The sequence below is a fragment of the Streptomyces sp. NPDC002671 genome, assembly GCF_053592475.1.
Map to the genome: position 1 here is coordinate 18,822 of NZ_JBSFVU010000017.1, position 24,102 is coordinate 42,923.

The 24,102-nt window shown below is 70.2% G+C and carries 23 protein-coding genes and 1 tRNA gene; 10 read left to right on the top strand and 14 right to left on the bottom strand.

Features of this window, described 5'->3' with window-relative positions; translation table 11 throughout:
• Positions 1-497: 497 nt before the first annotated feature.
• From ACWD35_RS25320 to ACWD35_RS25330, 3 genes are all read right to left on the bottom strand, one after another.
• Positions 498-571: transfer RNA gene (locus tag ACWD35_RS25320), tRNA-Pro, on the bottom strand.
• A gap of 66 nt (positions 572-637) precedes the next feature.
• Positions 638-1,396, bottom strand: a complete 759-nt coding sequence (locus tag ACWD35_RS25325) for a Pr6Pr family membrane protein (RefSeq protein WP_451353581.1) — start codon at positions 1,394-1,396, stop codon at positions 638-640.
• Positions 1,397-1,451: 55 nt separating this feature from the next.
• Positions 1,452-2,378: a metallophosphoesterase gene (locus ACWD35_RS25330; RefSeq protein WP_451353582.1), complete on the bottom strand. Its 927-nt coding sequence runs from the start codon at positions 2,376-2,378 to the stop codon at positions 1,452-1,454.
• A gap of 93 nt (positions 2,379-2,471) precedes the next feature.
• Here ACWD35_RS25330 and ACWD35_RS25335 point away from each other — a divergent pair, with 93 nt between their 5' ends.
• Positions 2,472-2,939, top strand: a complete 468-nt coding sequence (locus ACWD35_RS25335) for a GatB/YqeY domain-containing protein (protein ID WP_451353583.1) — start codon at positions 2,472-2,474, stop codon at positions 2,937-2,939.
• Positions 2,940-3,028: 89 nt separating this feature from the next.
• Here the strand turns inward: ACWD35_RS25335 and ACWD35_RS25340 are convergent, their stop codons facing one another.
• A complete protein-coding gene (locus ACWD35_RS25340; protein WP_451353584.1) occupies positions 3,029-5,350 on the bottom strand; it encodes a transglycosylase domain-containing protein in 2,322 nt (773 codons plus the stop codon).
• Between the two features lie 505 nt (positions 5,351-5,855).
• Between ACWD35_RS25340 and wblA the strand changes: the two genes are divergently transcribed.
• Positions 5,856-6,194, top strand: coding sequence for a transcriptional regulator WblA (wblA, locus tag ACWD35_RS25345; RefSeq protein ID WP_451353585.1), 339 nt, complete (start codon positions 5,856-5,858; stop codon positions 6,192-6,194).
• Between the two features lie 57 nt (positions 6,195-6,251).
• Here the strand turns inward: wblA and ACWD35_RS25350 are convergent, their stop codons facing one another.
• Both ACWD35_RS25350 and ACWD35_RS25355 read right to left on the bottom strand, forming a co-directional pair.
• Complete coding sequence (locus ACWD35_RS25350; protein WP_451353586.1) at positions 6,252-7,610, bottom strand: ArsA family ATPase; 1,359 nt, start codon at positions 7,608-7,610, stop codon at positions 6,252-6,254.
• On the bottom strand, positions 7,607-8,584 hold the full coding sequence (locus tag ACWD35_RS25355) for an ArsA family ATPase (protein ID WP_451353587.1): 978 nt from the start codon (positions 8,582-8,584) through the stop codon (positions 7,607-7,609). Before ACWD35_RS25355 ends, ACWD35_RS25350 begins: the two co-directional genes overlap by 4 nt.
• A 172-nt stretch (positions 8,585-8,756) precedes the next feature.
• Between ACWD35_RS25355 and ACWD35_RS25360 the strand changes: the two genes are divergently transcribed.
• The 4 genes from ACWD35_RS25360 to ACWD35_RS25375 all read left to right on the top strand — a co-directional run bounded on the left by ACWD35_RS25360 (position 8,757) and on the right by ACWD35_RS25375 (position 11,175).
• Positions 8,757-8,915 (top strand): DUF4177 domain-containing protein, encoded by a 159-nt coding sequence (locus ACWD35_RS25360; RefSeq protein WP_009189813.1) that lies wholly within the window; start codon positions 8,757-8,759, stop codon positions 8,913-8,915.
• Entirely contained in the window at positions 8,912-9,376 is a 465-nt protein-coding gene (locus ACWD35_RS25365; protein WP_451353588.1) for a RidA family protein, read from the top strand. The genes ACWD35_RS25360 and ACWD35_RS25365 overlap by 4 nt, the downstream gene beginning before the upstream one ends.
• A gap of 75 nt (positions 9,377-9,451) precedes the next feature.
• Positions 9,452-10,348 carry an NUDIX hydrolase gene (locus ACWD35_RS25370; protein WP_451353589.1) on the top strand — a complete coding sequence of 299 codons (897 nt, stop codon included), beginning with the start codon at positions 9,452-9,454 and terminating at the stop codon, positions 10,346-10,348.
• On the top strand, positions 10,345-11,175 hold the full coding sequence (locus ACWD35_RS25375; RefSeq protein ID WP_451353590.1) for an MBL fold metallo-hydrolase: 831 nt from the start codon (positions 10,345-10,347) through the stop codon (positions 11,173-11,175). The genes ACWD35_RS25370 and ACWD35_RS25375 overlap by 4 nt, the downstream gene beginning before the upstream one ends.
• 39 nt (positions 11,176-11,214) lie before the next feature.
• On the opposite strand, the gene ACWD35_RS25380 is transcribed toward ACWD35_RS25375, so the two are convergent.
• Positions 11,215-12,066 carry a nucleotidyltransferase domain-containing protein gene (locus ACWD35_RS25380; RefSeq protein ID WP_451353591.1) on the bottom strand — a complete coding sequence of 284 codons (852 nt, stop codon included), beginning with the start codon at positions 12,064-12,066 and terminating at the stop codon, positions 11,215-11,217.
• A gap of 87 nt (positions 12,067-12,153) precedes the next feature.
• On the bottom strand, positions 12,154-12,828 hold the full coding sequence (locus ACWD35_RS25385) for a Crp/Fnr family transcriptional regulator (protein ID WP_018547939.1): 675 nt from the start codon (positions 12,826-12,828) through the stop codon (positions 12,154-12,156).
• Positions 12,829-13,140: 312 nt separating this feature from the next.
• On the opposite strand from ACWD35_RS25385, the gene nth reads away from it, so the two are divergent.
• The 3 genes from nth to ACWD35_RS25400 are packed head-to-tail and all read left to right on the top strand — an operon-like array spanning position 13,141 to position 15,955.
• Positions 13,141-13,956, top strand: a complete 816-nt coding sequence (gene nth / locus ACWD35_RS25390; protein WP_451353740.1) for an endonuclease III — start codon at positions 13,141-13,143, stop codon at positions 13,954-13,956.
• 52 nt (positions 13,957-14,008) lie between these two features.
• Complete coding sequence (locus ACWD35_RS25395; RefSeq protein WP_451353592.1) at positions 14,009-14,743, top strand: NUDIX hydrolase; 735 nt, start codon at positions 14,009-14,011, stop codon at positions 14,741-14,743.
• 12 nt (positions 14,744-14,755) lie between these two features.
• Positions 14,756-15,955: a MarP family serine protease gene (locus tag ACWD35_RS25400; RefSeq protein WP_451353593.1), complete on the top strand. Its 1,200-nt coding sequence runs from the start codon at positions 14,756-14,758 to the stop codon at positions 15,953-15,955.
• Between the two features lie 32 nt (positions 15,956-15,987).
• Here ACWD35_RS25400 and ACWD35_RS25405 read toward each other — a convergent pair whose 3' ends face one another.
• The 5 genes from ACWD35_RS25405 to acs form a co-directional block, all read right to left on the bottom strand.
• On the bottom strand, positions 15,988-16,167 hold the full coding sequence (locus tag ACWD35_RS25405; protein WP_451353594.1) for a hypothetical protein: 180 nt from the start codon (positions 16,165-16,167) through the stop codon (positions 15,988-15,990).
• 128 nt (positions 16,168-16,295) lie between these two features.
• Positions 16,296-17,231: an alpha/beta fold hydrolase gene (locus ACWD35_RS25410; protein WP_451353595.1), complete on the bottom strand. Its 936-nt coding sequence runs from the start codon at positions 17,229-17,231 to the stop codon at positions 16,296-16,298.
• Entirely contained in the window at positions 17,228-17,716 is a 489-nt protein-coding gene (locus ACWD35_RS25415; protein ID WP_451353596.1) for a phage holin family protein, read from the bottom strand. The genes ACWD35_RS25410 and ACWD35_RS25415 overlap by 4 nt, the downstream gene beginning before the upstream one ends.
• Positions 17,717-17,782: 66 nt before the next feature.
• Positions 17,783-19,237, bottom strand: a complete 1,455-nt coding sequence (nhaA, locus tag ACWD35_RS25420; RefSeq protein WP_451353741.1) for a Na+/H+ antiporter NhaA — start codon at positions 19,235-19,237, stop codon at positions 17,783-17,785.
• Between the two features lie 214 nt (positions 19,238-19,451).
• Positions 19,452-21,407, bottom strand: a complete 1,956-nt coding sequence (gene acs / locus ACWD35_RS25425; protein ID WP_451353597.1) for an acetate--CoA ligase — start codon at positions 21,405-21,407, stop codon at positions 19,452-19,454.
• A gap of 382 nt (positions 21,408-21,789) precedes the next feature.
• Between acs and ACWD35_RS25430 the strand changes: the two genes are divergently transcribed.
• On the top strand, positions 21,790-23,037 hold the full coding sequence (locus tag ACWD35_RS25430) for a hypothetical protein (protein ID WP_451353598.1): 1,248 nt from the start codon (positions 21,790-21,792) through the stop codon (positions 23,035-23,037).
• Positions 23,038-23,061: 24 nt separating this feature from the next.
• On the opposite strand, the gene ACWD35_RS25435 is transcribed toward ACWD35_RS25430, so the two are convergent.
• Positions 23,062-24,054 (bottom strand): ATP-binding protein, encoded by a 993-nt coding sequence (locus ACWD35_RS25435; protein ID WP_451353599.1) that lies wholly within the window; start codon positions 24,052-24,054, stop codon positions 23,062-23,064.
• Between the last annotated feature and the right edge of the window lie 48 nt (positions 24,055-24,102).

Below are 24,102 nucleotides of genomic sequence, written 5' to 3' on the forward strand. Positions count from 1 at the left end.
CTCGGCTGCTGTTGCCGCTGAACGAGGTCTGCGTGGAGCCTGCACGGGACGGTCCGGATGATGCCCGTGCTCCAGGTAGAAGCGTCCAGCGTCGGTGATCTCCGCCTGCCACTTCCCACTCTTCTTGGGCATAGTGATCAGACCCCGCTCTTTGAGCGCGCGAGCGGTGAGGGCGAGCTCGGGGCTTTCCGACGTGACGGGGTCGGTTCCGGATCCGATGCGGGTGAGGAGCGCTAACTGGCGGTCGTTCAACGGAGACCATCGGTGCATGGTGATCGTCGTATCGCCTGCCGTCTCCTTGGCACAAGCCATGGGGATGGCTTGGACGGAGCGCACACAGTGCACATCCATCTCGACCGCGGAACACCACTTGCTGGGAGCCGCCGGGGAGCCGCTTCCTGAGGTCGGCTCCCAAATGGCTCCCAAAGCGGGCCCGCAAAGCAGGTCAGGCCCGATGCTGATCTCTCAGCATCGGGCCTGACCTGGTGTTACGGCTGTCGGGGTGGCGGGATTTGAACCCACGACCTCTTCGTCCCGAACGAAGCGCGCTGCCAAGCTGCGCTACACCCCGATGTCGCTGCTTGTCGCGGCGACGTCGTTTACTTTAGCCCACAGGTGGCTGGAGACGAAATCCGGTTTAGAAGCGGCGGCGGGTCGGGGTCGGGCGGGTGTGGTCCAGGGCGACCAGGAGGATCCCCAGGGCGTAGATGGCGAGGCCCAGCAGGAGGGCGTTGGCCAGGGTGCTGCGGTAGCCGTGGGCGGCTGCGTCCAGGAAGGGGTAGAGGTAGCGGGACGGGGTGGAGGGCGACAGGAAGGCCGCTCGGGTCAGGTAGAAGACCAGGTAGGCCAGGGGGTAGAGGAGCCAGGCCGCGGCGGGGCGGAGGCGGAGGCGGGCCGCGGGGGTGAGGAGGAGCCAGTCCAGGACGACCGCTGCCGGGACGGCTGTGTGGAGGAGTTGCAGGACCCCCCACTGGGCGTGCCAGCGCGCCGGGGCCGTGGTCGCGTCCGTCATCGAGAACGGAGGCGTCGTGTGGTCCAGGAGCAGGTGGTAGACCAGCGCCGTGACCACCGCGTAGAGGAGTATGGCGCCTGTCACGGACGCGGGGACCGGGCGGCGGGCCCGCCAGGCCCTGGACGCCGACACCAGCATGACTACGGCCACCAGGATGCTGGTCTGGACGCTGAAGTAGCTCAGCGTCCGGGCCGGGGAGCCCAGCAGGAGTTCCAGGGCCACCGCGGCAGCCGCCGCCAGGGCGGTCAGGAGACGGAACACCGCCACCAGGGGGCGGCGCGTCGGGCCTGTCACCGCCATGGCCGGGACCGGTGCGGGCAGCAGCAGGGAAGGGCCCGGGACCGGGGGCAGGTCCGGGATGTCCCTGGGTATCGGTGCGGTCATGCCCTCACGCTAGGGAGAGGGCGGACATGGGGCCATTTGGGGGCGTCCGAGTGGGTTACTCCCGCGCCGTCAGCGTCAGCAGCGTCGCCTCCGGCGGGCAGGCGAAGCGGACCGGGGTGTAGCGGTTGGTGCCGCAGCCCGCCGAGACATGGAGGTACGACGTGCGGCCCTCCGCCGTGTGCGTCGAGAGGCCCTTCACCCGGTCCGTGTCCAGGTCGCAGTTGGTGACCAGGGCGCCGTAGAAGGGGATGCAGAGCTGGCCGCCGTGGGTGTGGCCGGCCAGGACCAGGGGGTAGCCGTCCGCCGTGAAGGAGTCCAGGACGCGCAGGTACGGGGCGTGGACCACGCCGAACGAGAAGTCGGACGTCCCGGACGGGCCGCCTGCCACCTGCCGGTAGCGGTCGCGCTTGATGTGAGGGTCGTCCAGGCCGGTCAGCTCGATCGAGACGCCCTCGACCTTCAGCACACCCCGGGCGTTCGTCAGGTTCAGCCAGCCCGCCGCGTCGAAGCCGTCCCGCAGGTCCTCCCACGGGTTGTGGATGGCCCCCACGACCGGCGCGTTGCCGTTCAGGCCGTGCCTGCCGCTCGTCTTCTCCAGCAAGTAGCGGGCGGGGTTGCGGAGTTTGGGGCCGTAGTAGTCGTTGGAGCCGAAGACGTACGCCCCCGGGAACTCCATCAGCGGGCCGAGCGCGTCCAGGACCTCCGGCACGCCCTCCGGGTCCGACAGGTTGTCGCCCGTGTTGATCACGAAGTCGGGGCGCAGGCCCGCCAGCGACTGCAGCCAGCGCTGCTTCTTGCGCTGGCCGCCGACCATGTGGATGTCGGAGACCTGGAGCACGCGCAGCGGGCGCATGCCCGGCGGGAGGACCGGGACCGTCACTCGTCGGAGGCGGAAGGAGCGGGCCTCGAAGCCCGCCGCGTACGCCAGTCCGGCGGCGCCTGCCGCCATGATTCCCAGGGGTACTCCGTATCGCGCGCGCATACGGCCATCGTGTCAGACCCCGCCCCCGCCCTGAGACCGGCCGCCGTTTAATCAGCGGGCGTTCGGGCTCGGACACCTGCGACAATCGACCCCATGACCACCACGCTCAAGTCGAAGCTGCACGACGACCTCAACGCCGCGATCAAGGAGCGCGACGAGCTCCGCTCCTCGACGCTCCGGCTGACCCTCGCCGCGATCACCAAGGAGGAGGTCGCCGGCAAGGAGAAGCGCGAGCTGTCCGACGACGAGGTCCTCAAGGTGATCACCCGCGAGGCGAAGAAGCGTCGTGAGGCCGCGGACGCCTTCGCGCAGGGTGGCCGTGCCGAGCAGGCCGAGCGGGAGAAGGCCGAGGGCGAGTTCCTCGCCACGTACCTGCCCAAGCAGCTGTCCGACGAGGAGCTGGAGGCGATCGTCGCCCAGGCCGTCGAGGAGGCGAAGGCCGGCGGCGCCGAGGGGCCGCGGGCCATGGGTGCCGTCATGAAGATCGTGAATCCGAAGGTGGCCGGCCAGGCCGAGGGCGGACGCGTCGCCGCCGCCGTGAAGAAGCTCCTCCAGGGCTGAGCACGGACTGATTCCGGCTTTACGACAGCGGGGCCGCACCTCCACTCAGGAGGTGCGGCCCCGTCGTCGTGTCCGGGCGGAACCGGGACTCAGCCTCGCCGGCCCCCGATCCCGTTCCCGTTCGGCCCGCCATTGCTCTGGCCCTGGATGAGGTTGCCCGGCAGGGAGATCGTCGGGGTCGGGAAGGTGCCGCCGGTGGCGCCGCCGGTCGTGTCGCCCGCGGTGGCGCCGCCCGTCAGGCCGCCGATCAGGCCGCCGGTCGCTCCGCCCCCGTTGTCACCGCCTCCGGTGTTCCCGTCGTCCCTGCCTCGGCCTTTTCCCCGGTCTTTCCCCTCACCGTCGTCGTCGGGGATGTCGATCAGGTTGAAGCCGGGGGCGGGCTTGCCCGCCAGGGCGCCGGTCATGGCGTCCTTCCAGATCGGGCCCGGGACCTGACCGCCGTAGACCTCGTTGTGGAAGACGCCGCCGATGGTGATGTCGGTCATCAGCACGTCCTGGGTGGGGCCGCCGACCCAGACCGCGCCGGCCATGTTGGGCGTGTAGCCGACGAACCAGGCGTTCTTGCGGGAGTCCGTCGTACCCGTCTTGCCCGCGCTCTCCCGGTCCGTCAGGCCCGCCTGCCGGCCCGTACCGGAGTCGACCACGCCGCGCAGCAGGGTGTTGACCGTGTCGGCGGTCTTCTCGCTCATCGCGCGTGAGCAGGTCGACTTGGGCACGGGGATCGACTTCTGTTCGTGGCCGACCTGCTGGCTGATCGACTCGATCGCGATCGGCGTGCAGTACATGCCGCGGGCGGCGAAGGTGGCGTACGCGTCCGCCATGGTCAGCGGCGAGAGGCCGATCGCGCCGAGCGCGATGGAGGGGTTCTGCGGGAGCTTGTCGCCGTTGCCCTGCACGACGTGCAGCGCGTCGGTCATCTTCACCACCGGGCACAGGCCGATGTCGGAGATGAGCTGCACGAAGTAGGTGTTGATGGACTTGGCCATCGCCTCCTTCATGCGGTACGGGCCGTGCTCCGAGTTGTTCTCGTTCTCCACCGTGTAGTTGCGGTCGTTCAGCCACGGCTTGCTGCCGCACGTCTGGACCGGGCTCGGGTACGTCATCTTGTACGGCGACCTGTACCCCTGTGTCGCCGACTTGCCGCCCTCGACCGCGGCGGCGGCCACGAACGGCTTGAACGTCGAACCGGTCGGGAAGCCGAAGTTGGAGCCGCCCATGGCCCGGTCGACCGAGTAGTTGTACTCGGTCTCGTTCTTGCCGTAGCCGTACGGCCGCGACTGGCCCATCGCCAGGATCCTGCCGGTGCCGGGCTCGACCAGCGTGGCGGCGGCGGCGACCCGGTCGGACTGGTAGACGTGCTGCTTCAGGGAGAGCTGGACCGAATCCTGGGCCTGCGGGTCCAGGGTCGTACGGATCGTCAGGCCGCCGCGGTTCCAGAGCTTGGCGCGCTCCTCGCGGGTCTTGCCGAAGGCCGGGTCGGTGAGGAAGACGTTCTCGACGTACTTGCAGAAGAACGCGGAGTCCTTGGTGGCCGTGATGCAGCCGTTCTTGGGCTGGCTGACGTGCAGGCCGAGCGGCTGCTTCTTGGCCTTGTCCGCCTCCGCCTGGGAGATGTCGCCGACCTCGGCCATGCGCTGCAGGACGGTGTTGCGCCGCTTGGTGGCCTCGGCCTCGTCGTTGACCGGGTCGTAGCGGCTCGGGGACTGCACGATGCCGGCCAGCAGGGCGGCTTCCTGGAGCTTCAGCTGCTTGGCGGGCTTGGAGAAGTAGCGCTGGGCGGCGGCCTCGACGCCGTAGGCCTGCTCGCCAAAGAAGGTGATGTTGAGGTAGTTCTCCAGGATCTTCTTCTTGCCGAGCTTCTGCTCGATCTGGATCGCGTACTTCAGCTCACGGACCTTGCGGCCCAGGGTCTGCTGGGTGGCCTCGGCGACCTTCGTCGGGTCGTCGCCGGCCTCCTCGATGAAGTAGTTCTTCACCAGCTGCTGGGTGAGCGTGGAGGCACCCTCGGCGACCCCGCCGCTCTGCGCGTTCTTGTTCAGCGCGCGCAGCACGCCCTTGAGGTCGATCGCGCCGTGCTTGTAGAACCGCGCGTCCTCGATCGCGACGATCGCCTTCTGCATGTACGGCGAGATGTCCTTGAGCTCCACCACCGTGCGGTCACGGGAGTAGACGGTCGCGATCTGGCCGCCCTGATTGTCCAGTATCGTCGTGCGCTGGCTGAGCTGGGGGCTCTTGAGGTTGGCCGGGATCTCGTCGAAGCCCTGGACCGAGCCCTTGGCCGCGAGGCCCAGCGCTCCGGCCGCGGGCAGCGCGATGCCGGCCATGACGGCTCCCGCGAGCACACTGACACCGACGAACTTGGCGGCCTGCTGCGTTGGCGACAGACCACCACCCGAGCGCTTCTTTGGCATGGGGGGCAGCCTAATCCGTACTTGTGAACATTCCGTATAAGCGACCGCGTCACGGCTCGGCAAACGGGGACGGGCGGGCTTCGCATTCGCCGGACACGCGCACAGGCCTTGGCCTAAGCTGCTCTCAACTGTCACAGCAGTGCGGTCGCGTCATCTCTACGTCATCTATACGTCCGGCGGCCCCGAATCGTTCCGGACTACCCCGGGTTCGGGAACCGGTTGCCGGGCCGGTTTCCGAGGGGCGTGTCCGAATCCGCCTGCTGTGTCGTCTGGCGTCCGGTATGACGCATCGCAGCTGTCCCGCTTTGCCGGGATGGTCGCGTATGTCGTCAGCTCACTCCCGCGGGTGATCTGCCGCTTACCCATAGTCCGTTCGGGCCATTCAAGATTGGGCCCGAAGGGGGTGTTGCGCTGTGCCCACCTTCCGTAACGTCCTCAACTGGCGGCGGTGAATATGCCGCTGCCGCCGTGGGGGAGCCTCGATTCGGGAGAGGACGGCGCCGGTATGGGCTGGGTAACCGACTGGAGTGCGCAGGCTGCCTGCCGCACTACTGATCCGGATGAACTGTTCGTTCAGGGAGCAGCGCAGAACAGGGCCAAGGCGGTGTGCACCGGATGTCCGGTACGCACCGAGTGCCTGGCCGACGCGCTGGACAATCGCGTCGAGTTCGGCGTGTGGGGAGGCATGACGGAGCGGGAGCGCCGCGCGCTGCTGCGCAGACGGCCCACGGTGAGCTCCTGGCGCAGGCTGCTGGAGACGGCCCGCTCGGAGTACGAGCGGGGCGCCGGGATCGTGCCCCTCGACAGCGACGAGGTGTACGAGAACTACGCGGCGGTGAGCTGAGGGCATCGCCCTCGGAAAACGCCGGTCCGCCTGTGCCTACGGCAACTCTGCCCGCGCCTACGGCAGCTCCGGCCGCCCGGCCGCGAGCCGGGTTCCGATGTCGCGCAGGCCCGTGAGGTCGTGTACGTCGCCGGGCAGTGCGGGTACTTCGACCACCGCCACCTCGGGGTGGCGGGCGGTGAAGCGGTCGCGGGTGCGTTGCTCGCGCGAGAGTAGCTGCATGCGCTCGGCGTGCAGCCTGAGCAGGCCCGCGGCGAGCTGGTCCACGGAGCGAGGAGGCACGGAGTGCTCCGTGTCGGCGGGGGAGCCTTCCTCGGGAGCCTCGGCCTCGGCCTCGGCCGTGTCCCCGGCTGCGGAGCCAGGTGCTGGAGATTGTGAACTGCCGTACGTGTCGGGAGAGTTACGAAGTCCAGCTTTCCCGTCCCACTGATCCACAATGCGGGGGTCCTCAAGATTTTCCGCGGCGGCGAGCGCCCGCTCGGCCGACAGCCGGCCCGCGCCGCTGCCGTGCACCCGGTTGAGCACCAGCCCCACCAGCGGCATGTCCTCCGCGGCCAGCCGCTCCACGAAGTACGCCGCCTCGCGCAGCGCGTCCCGCTCCGGGGCCGCCACCACCAGGAACGCCGTACCGGGCGCCTGAAGCAGCTTGTACGTGGCGTCCGCGCGCGTGCGGAAGCCGCCGAACGTGGTGTCCATCGCGGCCACGAACGTCTGGACGTCCTTCAGGAGCTGACCGCCCAGCAGCTTGCCCAGCGTGCCGGTCATCATCGACATGCCGACGTTGAGGAACGCCATCCCCGCGCGTCCGCCCAGCTTCGCCGGGGCCGTCAGGAGGCGGATGAGGCGGCCGTCCAGGAAGGAGCCGAGCCGCTTGGGCGCGTCCAGGAAGTCCAGCGCCGAGCGGGACGGCGGGGTGTCGACGATGATCAGGTCCCACTCGTCCTTCGCCCGCAGCTGCCCCAGCTTCTCCATCGCCATGTACTCCTGCGTGCCCGCGAAGCCCGCCGAGAGCGACTGGTAGAAGGGGTTGGCCAGGATCGCCGCCGCCCGCTCGGCGTCCGCGTGCGCCTCCACGACCTCGTCGAAGGTGCGCTTCATGTCGAGCATCATGGCGTGCAGCTCGCCGTCACCGTCGGTGCCCTTCACCCGGCGCGGCACGTTGTCCAGGGAGTCGATGCCCATCGACTGGGCGAGCCGCTTGGCCGGGTCGATGGTGAGCACGACCACCTTGCGGCCCCGCTCGGCCGCCCGCAGCCCCAGGGCCGCCGCGGTCGTCGTCTTGCCCACCCCGCCCGAGCCGCAGCACACCACGATCCGGGTCTTCGGGTCGTCCAGCAGTGCGTCGACGTCGAGCACGCGCGCGGGGGAGAGGTGAGGGCGGGCGGTGTCCTCCGTCGTGGTCTCGTCCGCGCTCATGACAACCCCTGCTTCCGCAGCTCGATGGCGAGTTCGTACAGGCCCGCCAGGTCCATGCCCTCCGAGAACAGCGGCAGTTCGTGCAGTGGCAGGTCCAGCTCGCCGAGGGCCGCTCGCTGTTCCTGCTCCAGCGCGTGCCGCTCGGCGTACTCGGCGGCCTGCTCCAGCAGCGGGTCCACCAGCCGCTCCGCGTGCCCGCCGCGCCGGGCCCCGCCCAGACCGGCCGCCGACAGAGCCCGTGCGACAGAGGAACGCTCCACGGTCCGTACGAGTTCCAGGTCGGCCGCGTCCAACACCTGGGGCCGGACCATGTTCACGATGACGCGGCCCACCGGCAGCCGTGCCGCGTGGAGTTCGGCGATGCCGTCGGCGGTCTCCTGGACCGGCATCTCCTCCAGCAGCGTCACCAGGTGCACCGCCGTCTCCGGTGACTTCAGCACCCGCATCACGGCTTGCGCCTGATTGTGTATCGGGCCGATCTTCGCGAGCCCCGCCACCTCGTCGTTGACGTTGAGGAAGCGGGTGACCCGGCCGGTCGGCGGGGCGTCCATGACGACGTAGTCGTACGCGAACCGCCCGCGCTTGTCCTTGCGGCGCACCGCCTCGCACGCCTTGCCGGTGAGCAGGACGTCCCGCAGGCCGGGCGCGATGGTGGTGGCGAAGTCGATGGCACCGAGCTTCTTCAGGGCCCGGCCCGCGCCGCCGAGCTTGTAGAACATCTGGAGATAGTCCAGAAGGGCCAGTTCGGGATCGATGGCCAGCGCGTACACCTCGCCGCCCCCGGGAGCGACGGCGATCTTCCGCTCCTCGTAGGGCAGTGCGTCGGTTTCGAAAAGTTGTGCGATGCCCTGCCGGCCCTCGACCTCCACGAGAAGCGTCCGCTTCCCCTCGGTCGCGAGGGCCAGCGCGAGGGCGGCGGCGACCGTCGTCTTTCCGGTCCCGCCCTTGCCGCTGACGACCTGGAGCCTGCTCACGTCTTCGAGCCTAACCAGTCCGGCCGACGGCCGTGCTGGAGGCTGTGGACAACTGCGGGACAAGCGGGGAGCAACCGCGACACAACGCAGCCCAGTCACGGCACGACCACGGTCGTGACCGGCCACATGTCCGGCACATGCCCGGTGGACGACAGCGGCTACAGTCAGCCCCATGACCAAGTGGGAATACGCAACCGTGCCGCTGCTCGTCCATGCCACGAAGCAGATTCTGGACACCTGGGGCGAGGACGGCTGGGAGCTCGTCCAGGTCGTGCCCGGGCCGAACCCGGAGCAGCTCGTGGCCTACCTGAAGCGGGAGAAGCAGGCATGAGCGCGGTCGAGGAAAAGCTGGCCGAACTGGGCCTGACCCTGCCGGAGGTCGTACCGCCGCTGGCCGCGTACCAGCCGGCCGTGCAGTCCGGCGTGTACGTGTACACCGCCGGCCAACTGCCGATGGTGGAGGGCAAGCTGCCGGTCACCGGCAAGGTGGGTGCCGAGGTCACGCCGGAGGAGGCCAAGGAGCTGGCCCGCACCTGCGCGCTGAACGCACTGGCCGCCGTGAAGTCCGTCGTCGGCGACCTGGACCGCATCGCGCGCGTGGTGAAGGTCGTCGGCTTCGTCGCCTCGGCGTCCGACTTCACCGGGCAGCCCGGTGTCGTCAACGGCGCCAGCGAGCTGCTCGGCGAGGTCCTCGGCGACAAGGGCGTGCACGCCCGCAGCGCGGTGGGTGTCGCGGTGCTCCCGCTGGACGCGCCGGTGGAGGTCGAGATCCAGGTCGAGCTGGCCCAGTAGCCCGCTCGCTCACTGAGGCCCCACCGACCTCGGGCACCTCTCGAACATTCGCCCTATACGGGATAGCCTCCGGCCATGGCGAATGGGCAGTGGTACCCCCAGGAATGGCCCGAGCGCATCCGCGCGCTCGCGGACGGCACCCTCACGCCGGTGTCCCCCAAGCGCGCGGCCACGGTGCTGCTCCTGAAGGACACCCCCGCCGGCCCTGCCATCCACATGCTGCGCAGACGCGCCTCCATGGCCTTCGCCGGAGGCGCGTACGCGTATCCCGGCGGCGGTGTCGATCCGCGCGACGACGAACGCCAGGTCCGCTGGGCGGGCCCCGCGCGCGCGTGGTGGGCAGAACGCCTGGGCGTCGACGAGACCGGTGCCCAGGCGATCGTCTGCGCGGCCGTGCGGGAGACCTACGAGGAGGCGGGCGTCCTGCTCGCCGGACCCGACCCCGACTCGGTGGTCGGCGACACCACCGGGGACGACTGGGAGGCCGACCGGGCCGCCCTGGTCGCGCGCGAGCTGTCCTTCGCCGAGTTCCTGGACCGCCGGGGCCTGGTGCTGCGCTCGGACCTGCTGGGCGCCTGGACCCGCTGGATCACCCCGGAGTTCGAGTCGCGCCGCTACGACACCTGGTTCTTCGTCGCCGTGCTCCCCGAGGGGCAGCGCACCCGCAACGTCTCCACGGAGGCCGACCGCACGGTGTGGATCCGCCCCGCGGAGGCCGCCGCCGGGTACGACAAGGGCGAGCTGCTGATGATGCCGCCCACCATCGCCACGCTGCGCCAGCTGCTGCCGTACCCGACGGCCGCCGAGGCCCTCGCCGCCGCGCCCGCGCGCGACATGACGCCGGTGCTCGCGCAGGCCCGCCTCGCGGACGGCGAGATCGTGCTGTCCTGGCCGGGGCACGACGAGTTCACCAAGCACGTCCCGACCGCTCCGGCGACCGGTGCTCCGACGACCGGGGGTGGCCCCGCATGACCGACGCAGCAGCCCTCCCCGGCCAGCCCCGGGGCGGTGTCCTCTCCGGCCCCGCCACCGAACGGTCCGTCAACGTGCTGGCCCCCAACGCCTCCGCGATGACCCTGGACGGCACCAACACCTGGATAGTCGCCGAGCCCGACTCCGAGCTGGCCGTGGTGATCGACCCGGGCCCGCTGGACGACGGCCACCTGCGCCATGTCGTCGCGACGGCCGAGAAAGCCGGCAGGCGCGTGGCCCTCACCCTGCTCACCCACGGCCACCCCGACCACGCGGCGGGCGCCGCCCGTTTCGCCGAACTGACCGGCACGCGCGTGCGTGCCCTCGATCCCGCGCTGCGGCTCGGCGACGAGGGCCTCGCCGCCGGGGACGTGGTCACGGTCGGCGGCCTGGAGCTGAGGGTCGTACCGACCCCCGGGCACACCGCGGACTCGCTGTGCTTCCATCTCCCGGCCGACCGGGCGGTGCTGACCGGCGACACCATCCTCGGCCGCGGTACGACGGTCGTGGCGCACCCGGACGGCCGTCTCGGCGACTATCTGGACTCCCTGCGCCGTCTGCGTTCCCTGACGGTCGACGACGGCGTCCACACCGTCCTGCCGGGCCACGGGCCGGTCCTGGAGGACGCCCAGGGCGCGGTCGAGTTCTACCTCGCCCACCGCGCCCACCGCCTGGCCCAGGTCGAGACGGCCGTCGAGGACGGCTACCGCACCCCGGCCCAGGTCGTCGCCCATGTGTACGCCGACGTGGACCGCTCTCTGTGGCCGGCGGCGGAGCTGTCGGTCCGGGCCCAGCTGGACTATCTGCGCGAGCACGGGCTGATCTAGCTCCGCTTCTGCTCAGCGAGGGCTGAGTACGGGTGTACGTCAGCCTGCGTCTGGGCCAGGAACGGGCTGGTCCTCCGGGCGCGGGGCCTTCACGCCGTGCACGCGCGCGTACTCCGTCGCGAGCCAGGGGCCCAGGTCGTCGACGTACGACCGCAGGACGTCCGGGTCGCCGACGGGCTCGTGGCCGTACTCCGCCGCCGTACGCAGCTGAGCGGCCCGCTGTGGGTAGTACGCGCCGAAGACCTCGGCCATCTCGCGCAGATCGCTCGTCCAGCCGTTCCAGCGGGGCATGACGAGGGTGAACCCGGTGCGGACGAGGTGGCGGGACATGAAGCGCACGAGCGGTCGCCGGGCCTCCTCGGTGTCCTCCGCCGCCGCGATCCGCTCCCGCCAGCGAGGCAGCCACCGCGCGAGGTCGCCGTTGGTCTCGCGGGCGAGCAGGGAGTCGGGGCGGTAGCGGGGCAGGTACTCGGCGAGGTCGTCCCCGAGCAGCGGGGTGCACAGGCAGGCGACGAACCACCCGAGGTCGTACCGCTCCAGCTCGCTCAGCAGCCGGTCCCGGCCGTACAGCAGGGTGCCGACGCCGTCGATCTGCGGGAACTCCTCGTCGAGCGCCTCGCCGAGGGCACGGACCGCATCCCGGTCGGCGTCCGTCGGCTCCTCGCGCAGGGCGACCAGCAGGTCCAGGTCGCTGCGTCCCACGCGCGCGGTGCCGCGTGGAATCGACCCGTAGAGGTACGCGCTGTGCAGCCGCGCCCCGAAGGCGTCCAGCACCCGGTCGCGCGCGGTGGCCACGACGGGGCGGAAAACGGGCGGCACGCGCGCGAGGGAGCCTTCGCGCTCGATGAAGCCCTGGTTGTCGAGGCCGTGCGGGACGGGGGGTTCGGGCATGCGCTCACTGTGCCCTGTGTGACGCGGAAGCACGGCGCATTTTCGGCGCCGGTCCGCGTCAAACAGTCCGTACGGTCACGGCCAGGGTCAGCGGGACCGCTTGGCCAGCCGCTCCACGTCCAGCAGGATGACCGCCCGCGCCTCCAAGCGGAGCCAACCGCGCTGGGCGAAGTCCGCCAGCGCCTTGTTCACGGTCTCGCGGGACGCGCCGACCAGCTGGGCCAGCTCCTCCTGCGTGAGGTCGTGGACGACGTGGATGCCCTCCTCGGACTGCACGCCGAAGCGGCGCGACAGATCCAGCAGGGCGCGGGCCACGCGGCCGGGGACGTCGGAGAAGACCAGGTCGGACATGGCGTCGTTGGTCTTGCGCAGTCGGCGGGCGACGGCGCGCAGCAGTGCGGTGGCCACCTCGGGGCGGGCGTTCAGCCAGGGCTGGAGGTCGCCGTGGCCCAGGCCCAGCAGCTTGACCTCGGTCAGCGCGGTGGCGGTCGCCGTGCGCGGGCCCGGGTCGAAGAGGGACAGCTCGCCGATCAGCTCGCCGGGGCCGACGACGGCGAGCATGTTCTCGCGGCCGTCGGGGGAGGTCCGGTGCAGCTTGACCTTGCCCTCGGTGACGACGTAGAGCCGGTCGCCCGGGTCGCCCTCGTGGAACAGGGAGTCGCCACGTGCGAGGGTCACCTCACTCATGGAGGCGCGAAGCTCCGCGGACTGCTCGTCGTCGAGAGCCGCGAAGAGCGGGTTGCGCCGCAGAACGTCGTCCACGAGTTCTCTCCTTGTCGACCTGCTCAGGGGATCTTGCTCCCCCTTGGTACCAGGGGACCGTGTTCCCCATTTTGCCGGACGGTCCAAACAGTGTGATCTGTCACAAGGATGCCGTACAGGTGTCCCGGGGTAAGCGGCAGGGGTCCAATCGGGGGCTGATCTTCCGGGTCCGGGGCGGATGTCGGTGCCGGGCTTTAGGCTGGCCGGGTGTCCAAATCGCCGGTGAGAACACAGGCCAAGGGGGCTGGGCGGGTGGTTGTACGTCGCGATTCCGCTGTGGGCGAACAAGGCTCCAGCGGAAGTAATAAAAGCCTGAAATCTGAACAAAAGGTACCTCGCAAAAAGCCGGCTGCCAACGAGTCCCGCACCGCCCTGGTCCGCCGTGCCCGCCGGATCAACCGCGAACTCGCCGAGGTGTATCCCTACGCCCACCCCGAGCTGGACTTCGAGAACCCCTTCCAGCTGCTGGTCGCCACGGTCCTCTCGGCCCAGACCACCGACCTGCGGGTCAACCAGACGACCCCGGCGCTCTTCGCGAAGTACCCCACCCCCGAGGACCTGGCCGCCGCCAACCCGGAGGAGGTCGAGGAGATCCTCCGCCCGTGCGGGTTCTTCCGGGCCAAGACGAAGTCGGTGATAGGGCTCTCCAAGGCCCTCACCGAGGACTTCGGCGGCGAGGTCCCCGGCAGGCTGGAGGACCTGGTCAAGCTGCCCGGCGTCGGCCGCAAGACCGCCTTCGTCGTGCTCGGCAACGCCTTCGGGCGGCCCGGGATCACCGTCGACACGCACTTCCAGCGGCTCGTACGGCGCTGGCAGTGGACCGGCGAGACCGACCCGGACAAGATCGAGGCGGCCGTCGGCGCGCTGTTCCCGAAGAGCGACTGGACCGACCTGTCCCACCACGTGATCTGGCACGGCCGCCGGATCTGCCACGCCCGCAAGCCCGCCTGCGGCGCCTGCCCCATCGCCCCGCTCTGCCCCGCCTACGGCGAGGGGGAGACGGACCCGGAGAAGGCGAAGAAGCTCCTCAAGTACGAGAAGGGCGGCTACCCCGGCCAGCGGCTGAACCCGCCGCAGGCCTACCTCGACGCGGGCGGCAAGGCGGCGCCGCCACTGGGGGCCGCGTGACGGAACGATCTCGATGCCCTCGGGCGTTGGACACGGCAGGACGGGGGTGGCCATGACGCACACGAGCCAGACGGGCACAGGCCATGCGGGCACGGGTCGTACGAGCGGTGCGCAGCGCGGTTCGGTGGCGCTCAGCAAGGAGGGGCTGCCGGGCTGGCTGGACCCGGTCGTGCAGGCGGTGGAGACCGTCGAGCCGATACAGCTCAGCCGCTTCCTGCCGCCGAAGAACGGCTCCGGGCGGCTGTCGGCGGTGCTGATCCTGTTCGGCGAGGGCGAGAGCGGCCCCGAGCTGCTGCTCATGGAGCGCGCCGGCTCCCTGCGCTCGCACGCCGGCCAGCCCTCCTTCCCCGGCGGCGCCCTCGACCCCGAGGACGGCGACCCGAAGGGCGACGGGCCGCTCAGGGCCGCCCTGCGCGAGGCGGAGGAGGAGACCGGGCTCGACCCGGCCGGCGTCCAGCTCTTCGGCGTCCTGCCCGCCCTGTACATCCCGGTCAGCGGTTTCGTCGTCACCCCCGTGCTCGGCTGGTGGAAAGAGCCCAGCCCGGTCGGCGTCGTCGACCCGAACGAGACCGCCCGGGTCTTCACGGTCCCCGTGGCGGATCTCACGGACCCCGGCAACCGCGCCACCACCGTCTCCCCCGGCGGCCACCGAGGCCCGGCATTCCTGGTCGAATCGGCACTGGTGTGGGGCTTCACGGCCGGAGTGATCGACCGCCTGCTGCATTTCGCGGGCTGGGAGCGCCCCTGGGACAGGGAGAAGCAGGTCCCGATCGACTGGCGCTCATGACAGGGTGAACCCGTGAACGTGCTGGACATCCTGCTGCTGGTCGCGGCTGCCTGGTTCGCGGTCGTCGGATACCGCCAGGGCTTCGTCGTCGGCATCCTGTCGGTGATCGGCTTCATGGGCGGCGGCCTGGTCGCCGTGTACACGCTGCCCGTCATCTGGGACGCCGTGACCGACAACGCGGAGGTCGGCACCACCGCCGCGATTGTTGCCGTGGTCGTCGTCATCGTCTGCGCCTCTGTCGGGCAGGCCCTGACCACCCACCTCGGCAACAAACTGCGCCGCTACATCACCTGGTCCCCGGCCCGCGCCCTGGACGCCACCGGCGGCGCGCTGGTCAACGTCGTGGCGATGCTCCTGGTGGCCTGGCTGATCGGCTCGGCCCTCGCGGGTACGACCCTGCCGACGCTCGGCAAGGAGGTCCGCGGCTCCAAGGTGCTCCTCGGCGTCTCCCGGGTGCTGCCCGCGCAGGCCAACACGTGGTTCGCCGACTTCTCCTCGGTCCTCGCCCAGAACGGCTTCCCGCAGGTCTTCAGCCCCTTCGCCAACGAGCCGATCACCGACGTCCGGCCGCCCGACCCGGCCCTCGCCGGCAGCCCGGTCGCCGCCCGCGCCCAGCGCTCCATCGTCAAGGTCACCGGCACCGCGCAGAGCTGCGGCAAGGTCCTGGAGGGCACCGGGTTCGTCTTCGCCGACCACCGCGTCATGACCAACGCGCACGTCGTCGGCGGCGTCAACGAGCCCACCGTGCAGATAGGCGGCATCGGCCGCAGGTACGACGCCAAGGTCGTCCTGTACGACTGGAAGCGTGACATCGCCGTCCTCGACGTACCGGGTCTGGAGACACGCGCCCTCAAGTTCGCCCCGCGGGACGCGACCGGTGGCGACGGCGCGATCGTCGCGGGCTTCCCGGAGAACGGCGGGTACGACGTGCGCGCCGCGCGCGTGCGCCAGCGCATCACGGCCAACGGCCCGGACATCTACCACCGCGGCACCGTCCGCCGCGACGTCTACTCGCTGTACGCGACCGTCCGCCAGGGCAACTCCGGCGGCCCGCTGCTCACGCCCGACGGCAAGGTGTACGGCGTGGTGTTCGCCAAGTCCCTCGACGACGCCCAGACCGGCTACGCCCTGACGGCGGACGAGATCCGGTCGGACGCCGACCGCGGGCGCACGGCCGACGAGCAGGTGGGCACCGACAGCTGCGCCCTGTAAGCGGGTTGCGGGGTGGGACGGTCGGCGCCGGTTCAGCCGCGTGGGTGACGCAGGCGTACCGAGACCCAGCGGGCCCGGCGCCGCAGGATGCGCGAAATCCCCACCCGCAGGTCGCCGTCCGCGAGCTGCGGGGTGCCTCGCTGAGGCATGCTCAGACCCGAGGCCGAGCGGCGGTTGCGGGGTGCGTCACTGTAGTCGTGCGTCCAGCCCATACCCCGACGTCTGCCCCTGCCCCAAGGTCGATAACCGCCTCCGGCCCCCCCAATTGGCCTATGCGGCAGGCATGTGGCCGTTCGAGGGACAACTGTCCAGGAACCGGATACTCCACGCATTCAACCGGTCACCTGTCAGGCTCAGGATCCTTCAGCCAGTTGACCAGTTCCGTGGAGAACGCCACCGGGTCCTCTTCATGAGGGAAGTGGCCCAGGCCGTCGAACAGCCGCCAGCGGTACGGGGCTTCGACGTACTCGCCCGAGCCGGCCGCGCTGCGCGTCCGGGTCACCGGATCGAGGGAGCCGTGCAGATGCAGCGTGGGCACCCGCACCGGCCGCTTCATCCTGCGGTTGAACTGGAAGCCGTCGGGGCGGGCCAGCGAACGCACCAGCCAGCGGTACGGCTCGATCGAGCAGTGCGCGGTGGACGGGATGCACATGGCCCGCTGGTATGCCTCCACCGCCTCGTCCTCCGGCGCCCGCGGCCCGGACCACTCCCGGATCAGCCGGCCCACCAGCGCGCCGCCGTCGGCGGTCAGCTGCCGCTCCGGGATCCACGGGCGCTGGAAGCCCCAGATGTAGGAGTTGGCGGCCGTCTGCCGGGCGTCCCGCAGCATCGCGGCTCGCCAGCGCCGCGGATGCGGCATCGAGACGACCGCGAGCCGCCGTACGAGCTTGGGCCGCATCGCCGCGGCCGTCCACGCCAGGTAGCCGCCGAGGTCATGGCCGACCAGCGCGGCGTCCGGCTCGCCGAGGGAGCGGATCACGCCGGTGACGTCCAGGGCGAGGTTGGCGGGGTCGTACCCGCGCGGGGTGCGGTCACTGCCGCCGACGCCGCGCAGGTCCATCGCCACCGCCCGGTAGCCGGCGTCGGCGAGCGCGACCAGCTGGTGCCGCCAGGTCCACCAGAACTGCGGGAACCCGTGCAGCAGCAGCACCAGGGGGCCGTCGCCGAGTTCGGCGATGTGGAAGCGGGCGCCATTGGCGGCGACGTCCCGGTGCGTCACCTTGTGCCCACCGGGAATGTCGATGCGTACGACCGAGGGGGCGGTGGGGTCCGTCATGACGACGAGCGTGCCACAGCCTCGATGGCTTCGCGGGTTTTGTCCTCCAGCAGCTCCGGGCGCGGGTGCGGCCTGGCGTTCTGCAGGACGCCCGCCGTCTCCTTCATCGACGCGGCCACCTTCTGCGGGCCCTTGCTCTTCTTGGCCTTCTTCGCGAGCGCCACGCCGATGAGCCCGAGGAGGAGGGCGACGAGCACGTTGGCCGCGAAGGACAGCACGAAGCAGATCGCCAGGTTCCAGTGGGTCCAGGTCCGGATGCCGTACGCCAGCGCGAAGTTGAGCATCGGCAGGGAGAACACCAGCACCGCACCGGCCATCGTGAAGGCGCCGCCGCTCATCGCGCCACGCTTCACGTCCTGCTTGAGCTGGGCCTTGGCCAGCGCGATCTCGTCGTGCACCAGTGCCGACAAGTCGGTCGTCGCCGAGGCGAACAGCTGGCCGATGCTGCGTTCGGCGCCGACCGGGCTGCCGTCGGGTGCGCTCATCGCGTTCTCCCTAAGAGGTCTCTCGTGCCGCATGTGTGCCGTCTTGTTCTGTACCGTCTCGTCAGATCATGCCGGACGGCCGTTCTCCTCGCCTGCCCCGCCCGGCACTTCCGCAAGCCCGTGGCGGGCCGCGGCGGCCTGCTCGGCGGCGATGCGCCGGTGCTCGGCGGCCTTGCGCTCGTGGATCTCGGCCATGCGCAGGTGGTACGCCGGGTTGTCCTGCTCGTAGATGTCCGGGATGCCATCGAGGTCCTCGTCGCGTTCCTCATCCGCGCACAGCCTGCGGTACTTGGCGTTACGTATCTTCAGCAGCACCGTCGCGCACACGGCCGCGATCAGCGAGCCGGTGAGGACGGCCGCCTTCACCTCGCCGGTCAGGACGGCGTCGCCCTCGAAGGCCAGTTCGCCGATGAGCAGCGAGACCGTGAAGCCGATACCGGCGAGGGTCGCCACCGCGAAGATGTCGGCCCACTCCAGTTCCTCACTGAGCTCGGCGTGGGTGAAGCGGGCGGTCAGCCAGGTGCCACCGAAGATGCCGGCCGCCTTGCCGACGACCAGGCCGAGCACCACGCCGAGCGTCTCCGGCTTCGTGACCACGTCCGCGAGCGCCCCGCCGGAGACCGGCACCCCCGCGCTGAACAGCGCGAACAGGGGGACGGCCAGCCCGGCCGACAGCGGGCGGACCAGATGCTCGATGTGCTCGCCCGGCGAGTGCTCCTCGCCCTCCCGGGTGGTGCAGCGCAGCATCAGGCCCATCGCGACGCCCGCGATGGTGGCGTGCACGCCGCTGTTGTACATCAGTGCCCAGATCACCAGGGCCAGCGGCACGTACACGTACCAGCCGCACACGCCCTTGCGCAGCAGCAGCCAGAAGACCAGCAGCCCGGCGGCGGCCCCGCCGAGCGCGGCGAAGTGGATCCGGTCGGTGAAGAACACCGCGATGATCAGGATCGCGAACAGGTCGTCGACGACCGCGAGCGTCAGCAGGAAGGCGCGCAGGGCGCTGGGCAGCGAGGTGCCGATGACCGCGAGGACGGCGAGCGCGAAGGCGATGTCGGTCGCGGTGGGCACCGCCCAGCCCTGCCCGGAGCCGTGCCCGGTGAGGTTGGTGAGGGTGTAGACGAGCGCCGGTACGGCCATGCCGCACAGCGCCGCCACCACGGGCAGCGCGGCGGCCCTGGGGTTGCGCAGGTCACCGGCGACCAGCTCACGCTTGAGCTCGATGCCGGCGACGAAGAAGAACACGGCGAGGAGCCCGTCGGCTGCCCAGTGGGCGGCGGACAGGCGCAGACCGAGGGCGTCCGGGCCGAAGTGGAAGTGGCTGACGGTCTCGTAGCTGCCTCGCATGGCGGGGACGTTCGCCCAGATCAGCGCCGCGACGGCGGCGACGAGCAGCAGGACGCCGCCGACGGTCTCGGTGCGCAGCGCGTCCGCCACGAAGGTCCGCTCGGGCAGCGACAGGCGTCCGAGGACCTTGCGGGCGGGGGCGGGGGCGGGGGCGGGGGTGCGGGGCGCGGCCACGGCGGGGACCTCCGGGTCGGTGGGCAGGGCGGAACGCTTGCCGACCAGACTTCCCGGCACACCTTGAGGGTCTTTTCACGTTGGACTTTGCTTAGTTTACCTAAGGTTGCCGTGGGATGCATCCGGTTATCCGTACGTTATGCACAAAGGGGGCGCCCGGCGTGTTCTGCGCCGGGCGCCCCTTCTGTCGTACGCCGTGGTCCTGCCGTACGCCCTAGTCCTCGCTCGGCGCCGCCGGGAGCTTGGTCTGGATGAGGTCCATGACCGTGGAGTCGGTCAGCGTGGTGACGTCACCGAGCTGCCGGTTCTCGGCCACGTCCCGCAGCAGGCGGCGCATGATCTTGCCGGAGCGGGTCTTCGGCAGTTCCGCCACCGGCAGGATCCGCTTGGGCTTGGCGATCGGGCCGAGCGTGGCGCCGACATGGTCGCGCAGGGACGCGATCAGGCTGTCGTCCTCCGAGGCCGTACCGCGCAGGATGACGAAGGCGACGATCGCCTGGCCGGTGGTCTCGTCGGTGGCACCGACGACGGCCGCCTCGGCGACCGAGGGGTGCGAGACGAGCGCCGACTCCACCTCGGTGGTGGAGATGTTGTGCCCGGACACGAGCATCACGTCGTCCACGCGGCCGAGGAGCCAGATGTCCCCGTCGTCGTCCTTCTTCGCGCCGTCGCCGGCGAAGTACTTGCCCTCGAAGCGCGCCCAGTAGGTGTCGAGGAAGCGCTGGTCGTCGCCCCAGATGGTGCGCAGCATCGACGGCCACGGCTCGGTCAGGACGAGGTAACCGCCGCCGCCGTCGGGCACCTCGTTCGCCTCGTCGTCGACGACGGTGGCGCTGATGCCGGGCAGCGGGCGCTGGGCCGAGCCGGGCTTGGTCTCGGTGGCACCGGGCAGCGGCGAGATCATCATCGCGCCGGTCTCGGTCTGCCACCAGGTGTCCACGATCGGCGTCTTGTCGGCGCCGATGTGCTTGCGGTACCAGATCCACGCCTCGGGGTTGATGGGCTCGCCGACGGAACCCAGGACGCGCAGGCTGCTCAGGTCGAACTTAGCGGGGATGTCGTCGCCCCACTTCATGAACGTCCGGATCGCGGTCGGCGCGGTGTAGAGGATCGTGACCTTGTACTTCTGCACGATCTCCCAGAACCGGCCCTGGTGCGGGGTGTCCGGCGTGCCCTCGTACATCACCTGGGTCGCGCCGTTGGCCAGCGGCCCGTAGACGATGTACGAGTGCCCGGTGACCCAGCCGACGTCGGCCGTGCACCAGAACACGTCCGTCTCGGGCTTGAGGTCGAACACCGCCCAGTGCGTGTACGCCGCCTGCGTGAGGTAGCCGCCGGAGGTGTGCAGGATGCCCTTCGGCTTACCCGTCGTACCGGAGGTGTAGAGGATGAACAGCGGGTGCTCCGCCTCGAACGCCTCGGGGGTGTGCTCGGCCGACTGGCGCTCGACCAGGTCGTGCCACCAGAAGTCCCGCCCCTCGGTCCAGGCCACGTCCTGCCCGGTACGGCGCACCACGAGCACGTGCTCGACGTTGTCGACCTTCTCGATCGCCTCGTCCACGGCGGGCTTCAGCGCGGCCGGCTTGCCGCGCCGGTAGCCGCCGTCGGCGGTGATGACGACCTTGGCGTCCGCGTCCTCGATGCGGGTCGCGAGCGCGTCCGCCGAGAAGCCGCCGAAGACGACCGAGTGCGCGGCGCCGATCCGGGCCGAGGCCAGCATCGCGATCGCGGTCTCGGGGATCATCGGCATGTAGATCGCGACCCGGTCGCCCTTGCGAACTCCCAGTTCCAGCAGGGCGTTGGCGGCCTTGGAGACCTCGTCCTTCAGCTCCGCGTAGGTGATGGCGCGGCTGTCGCCGGGCTCGCCCTCGAAGTGGATGGCGACTCGGTCCCCGTGCCCGGCCTCCACATGCCGGTCCACGCAGTTGTAGGCGACGTTCAGCTCGCCGTCCTTGAACCACTTCGCGAAGGGCGGGTTCGACCAGTCCAGCGTCTTGGTCGGTTCCTTGGCCCAGGTCAGCCGCCGGGCCTGCTCCGCCCAGAAGCCGAGCCTGTCAGCCTTGGCCTGTTCGTACGCCTCCGCGGTGACATTGGCGTGCGCGGCCAGGTCGGCGGGCGGCGCGAACCTGCGTTCTTCCTTGAGCAGGTTGGCCAGGCTCTCGTTGCTCACGACATCTCCCTTTCCCAGGGTGTCCGTTGTGTTCCTGGGGTGTCCGTTGTGTCCCAGGCCACAGCTCATCAGACGCGGGGGCTGGTGACAAGGGCGGGCCGGAAAATTGGTGTAGACCTGTCTGCCGTAGAGCCGCTCACCGGTCCCATGTCGGTTAGTCCGTAAATGACTCGCAATGCGGAGTAAAGGTCTCGCATGGCTTTTTGTCGCAAAAGGCGTAGCCGTTGCCTCAGATGGATGAATTAGTCATTTTATCGGCTTGTCGTACTAATTCCTTCTCGGTCCCGTGCGACCTTGACGGCGCTGTCGGCGCAACCCGGCACATCACCAGAAAAGGCCCTCGTCAGCGTTTGTCTGAGAGAAGGAAGTAGGTGGGCGGAACATGGCCGCCACCAAGAGGATCGCCGTCGGCGCCGTGGTCGCCGCGGCCTGTGCCGCGCCGCTCGCCGGTTGCGCGAGCGGCGACGGCTCCAAGGAAGGGGCGCCGGGCCCGCAGAAGAACAGTGCCGTCCGGCTGATCGGCGACGGGTCCACCGCGTACACCGGCGCGCAGCCGCATCTGCCCGGACCGGAGCGGCTGAAGTCCGGTCAGAAGCCCCCGCAGTTCGTGGTGTTCTCCTGGGACGGGGCGGGCGAGGACAGTCAGAAGCTGTTCTCGCACTTCCGCAAGGTCGCCAAGGAGAACCACGCGACCATGACGTACTTCCTCAGCGGTGTGTACATGCTGCCGGAGGAGAAACGCGACCTGTACAGGCCACCGCAGCACTCGCCGGGCCGCTCCGACATCGGCTTCAACGACGAGCAGGGCATCGCCGACACCCTCAAGCAGGTACGGCTGGCCTGGCTGGAGGGCAACGAGATCGGCACCCACTTCAACGGCCACTTCTGCGGCCCCGACGGCGGGGTCGGCACCTGGTCGGTGGACGAGTGGCTGAGCGAGATCGCCCAGGCCAAGCAGTTCGTGAAGTCCTGGAAGACCAACACCGGCATGAAGAAGTCGTCGCCGCTGCCCTTCGACTACGACAAGGAGCTGATCGGCGCCCGCACCCCCTGCCTGGAAGGGCAGAGGAACTTCATGAAGGCGGCCCGCCGGCTCGGTTTCCGCTATGACTCCAGCGGCGTCAACAACCAGGTCTGGCCCAAGAAGAAGGACGGCTTGTGGGACCTGTCGATGCAGCTGGTGCCTTTCCCCGGGCACACCTATGAGCAGTTGACCATGGACTACAACTTCATGGTCAACCAGTCCGGCACCAAGACCCAGGGTGACCCCGACAAGTTCGCCGACTGGGGCGACCAGATGCGGGACGGTCTGATCAAGGGCTTCTACCGGGCCTACGACGGCAACCGCGCGCCCCTGATCATCGGCAACCACTTCGAGTCCTGGAACGGCGGCACCTACATGCGTGCCGTCGAGGACGTGGTGAAGGAGGTGTGCAACAAGCCGGACGTGCGGTGTGTCTCCTTCCATCAGCTCGTCGACTGGCTGGACGCCCAGGACCCGCAGGTCCTTCAGAAGATGCGCACCCTGAACGTGGGCGAGGCCCCCAGGCAGGGCTGGGCGTCCTTCCTCTCCGGCCGCCCGGCCCCGGCACCGAAGGGCGTGCCCGGGGCGCCGGCGGACAGGCAGTAAGCGGCGAGCGGCGAGCGGCAGCCGTCAGGCGGGAGCCGCCACGCCCTCGTCGATGTCCTCGCCGAGCACGAACCCGGGGTCGACCTGCGCCGCCAGGTCGGCCCCGGTGCGCTCGTTGCCCCACGCCTCGGCGTTCTTCAGGTGGAAGTGCACCATCTGCCGGGTGTAGCGCTCCCAGTCCCGCAGCTCGTACGTGGCATCGGTGGCGGCCCGAAGGGCCTGCAGCGCACGGGAGTTGGTCTCTTCCAGGAGGTCGAACCGGGGCGGGCGGCCCTTCTCCATGGCGCGCACCCAGTCCGAGTGCCCGACCGTCACGAGCAGGTCGTCCCCGACCTCTGCGCGGAGGAAGTCGATGTCGTCCTGCGCCTGGACCTTGTTGCCGACGACCTTCAGGGCGACCCCGAAGTCGCGGGCGTACTCCTTGTACTGGCGGTAGACGGAGACCCCCTTTCGGGTCGGCTCGGCGACGAGGAACGTCATGTCGAAGCGGGTGAACATGCCGGAGGCGAAGGAGTCCGAACCCGCCGTCATGTCGACCACGACGTACTCGTCGGGGCCGTCGACGAGGTGGTTCAGGTACAGCTCCACCGCTCCCGTCTTGGAGTGGTAGCAGGCGACCCCCAGGTCGGCGTCCGTGAAGGGGCCCGTGACCATCAAACGGACGGCACCGCCGTCGAGTTCCACCGGACGCGCGCAGGCGTCATAGATCGCGTTGGGCTCCCGCACCCGGACCACCCGCGAGCCCGTGCCGGGCGGGGTCGTCTTGATCATCGTCGCGGCGGAGGCGATGCGCGGATTGCCGCCGCGCAGGTGGTTCTTGATCAGCGGCAGCCGCTCGCCCATGGCGGGCAGCGCGGCGGCCTCCCCCTCGTCGAGGCCGAGTGCGGGGCCGAGATGCTGGTTGATGTCCGCGTCGATGGCGACCACCGGGGCGCCGGCAGCCGCGAGGTGGCGGATGAAGAGGGAGGAGAGCGTGGTCTTGCCGCTGCCGCCCTTCCCGACGAAAGCAATTTTCATGTTCACCAACGGTAGTCGGGTGATAGCTGTGCGTGGCAGCCCGAGTGA

Bases quoted from the DNA above. Each gene is read 5' to 3' on its own strand.
- ACWD35_RS25325 (WP_451353581.1), bottom strand. From the start codon at position 1,396: ATGACCGCACCGATACCCAGGGACATCCCGGACCTGCCCCCGGTCCCG.
- ACWD35_RS25330 (WP_451353582.1), bottom strand. From the start codon at position 2,378: ATGCGCGCGCGATACGGAGTACCCCTGGGAATCATGGCGGCAGGCGCC.
- ACWD35_RS25335 (WP_451353583.1), top strand. From the start codon at position 2,472: ATGACCACCACGCTCAAGTCGAAGCTGCACGACGACCTCAACGCCGCG.
- ACWD35_RS25340 (WP_451353584.1), bottom strand. From the start codon at position 5,350: ATGCCAAAGAAGCGCTCGGGTGGTGGTCTGTCGCCAACGCAGCAGGCC.
- wblA (WP_451353585.1), top strand. From the start codon at position 5,856: ATGGGCTGGGTAACCGACTGGAGTGCGCAGGCTGCCTGCCGCACTACT.
- ACWD35_RS25350 (WP_451353586.1), bottom strand. From the start codon at position 7,610: ATGAGCGCGGACGAGACCACGACGGAGGACACCGCCCGCCCTCACCTC.
- ACWD35_RS25360 (WP_009189813.1), top strand. From the start codon at position 8,757: ATGACCAAGTGGGAATACGCAACCGTGCCGCTGCTCGTCCATGCCACG.
- ACWD35_RS25365 (WP_451353588.1), top strand. From the start codon at position 8,912: ATGAGCGCGGTCGAGGAAAAGCTGGCCGAACTGGGCCTGACCCTGCCG.
- ACWD35_RS25370 (WP_451353589.1), top strand. From the start codon at position 9,452: ATGGCGAATGGGCAGTGGTACCCCCAGGAATGGCCCGAGCGCATCCGC.
- ACWD35_RS25375 (WP_451353590.1), top strand. From the start codon at position 10,345: ATGACCGACGCAGCAGCCCTCCCCGGCCAGCCCCGGGGCGGTGTCCTC.
- ACWD35_RS25380 (WP_451353591.1), bottom strand. From the start codon at position 12,066: ATGCCCGAACCCCCCGTCCCGCACGGCCTCGACAACCAGGGCTTCATC.
- ACWD35_RS25395 (WP_451353592.1), top strand. From the start codon at position 14,009: ATGACGCACACGAGCCAGACGGGCACAGGCCATGCGGGCACGGGTCGT.
- ACWD35_RS25405 (WP_451353594.1), bottom strand. From the start codon at position 16,167: ATGGGCTGGACGCACGACTACAGTGACGCACCCCGCAACCGCCGCTCG.
- ACWD35_RS25410 (WP_451353595.1), bottom strand. From the start codon at position 17,231: ATGACGGACCCCACCGCCCCCTCGGTCGTACGCATCGACATTCCCGGT.
- ACWD35_RS25415 (WP_451353596.1), bottom strand. From the start codon at position 17,716: ATGAGCGCACCCGACGGCAGCCCGGTCGGCGCCGAACGCAGCATCGGC.
- ACWD35_RS25430 (WP_451353598.1), top strand. From the start codon at position 21,790: ATGGCCGCCACCAAGAGGATCGCCGTCGGCGCCGTGGTCGCCGCGGCC.
- ACWD35_RS25435 (WP_451353599.1), bottom strand. From the start codon at position 24,054: ATGAAAATTGCTTTCGTCGGGAAGGGCGGCAGCGGCAAGACCACGCTC.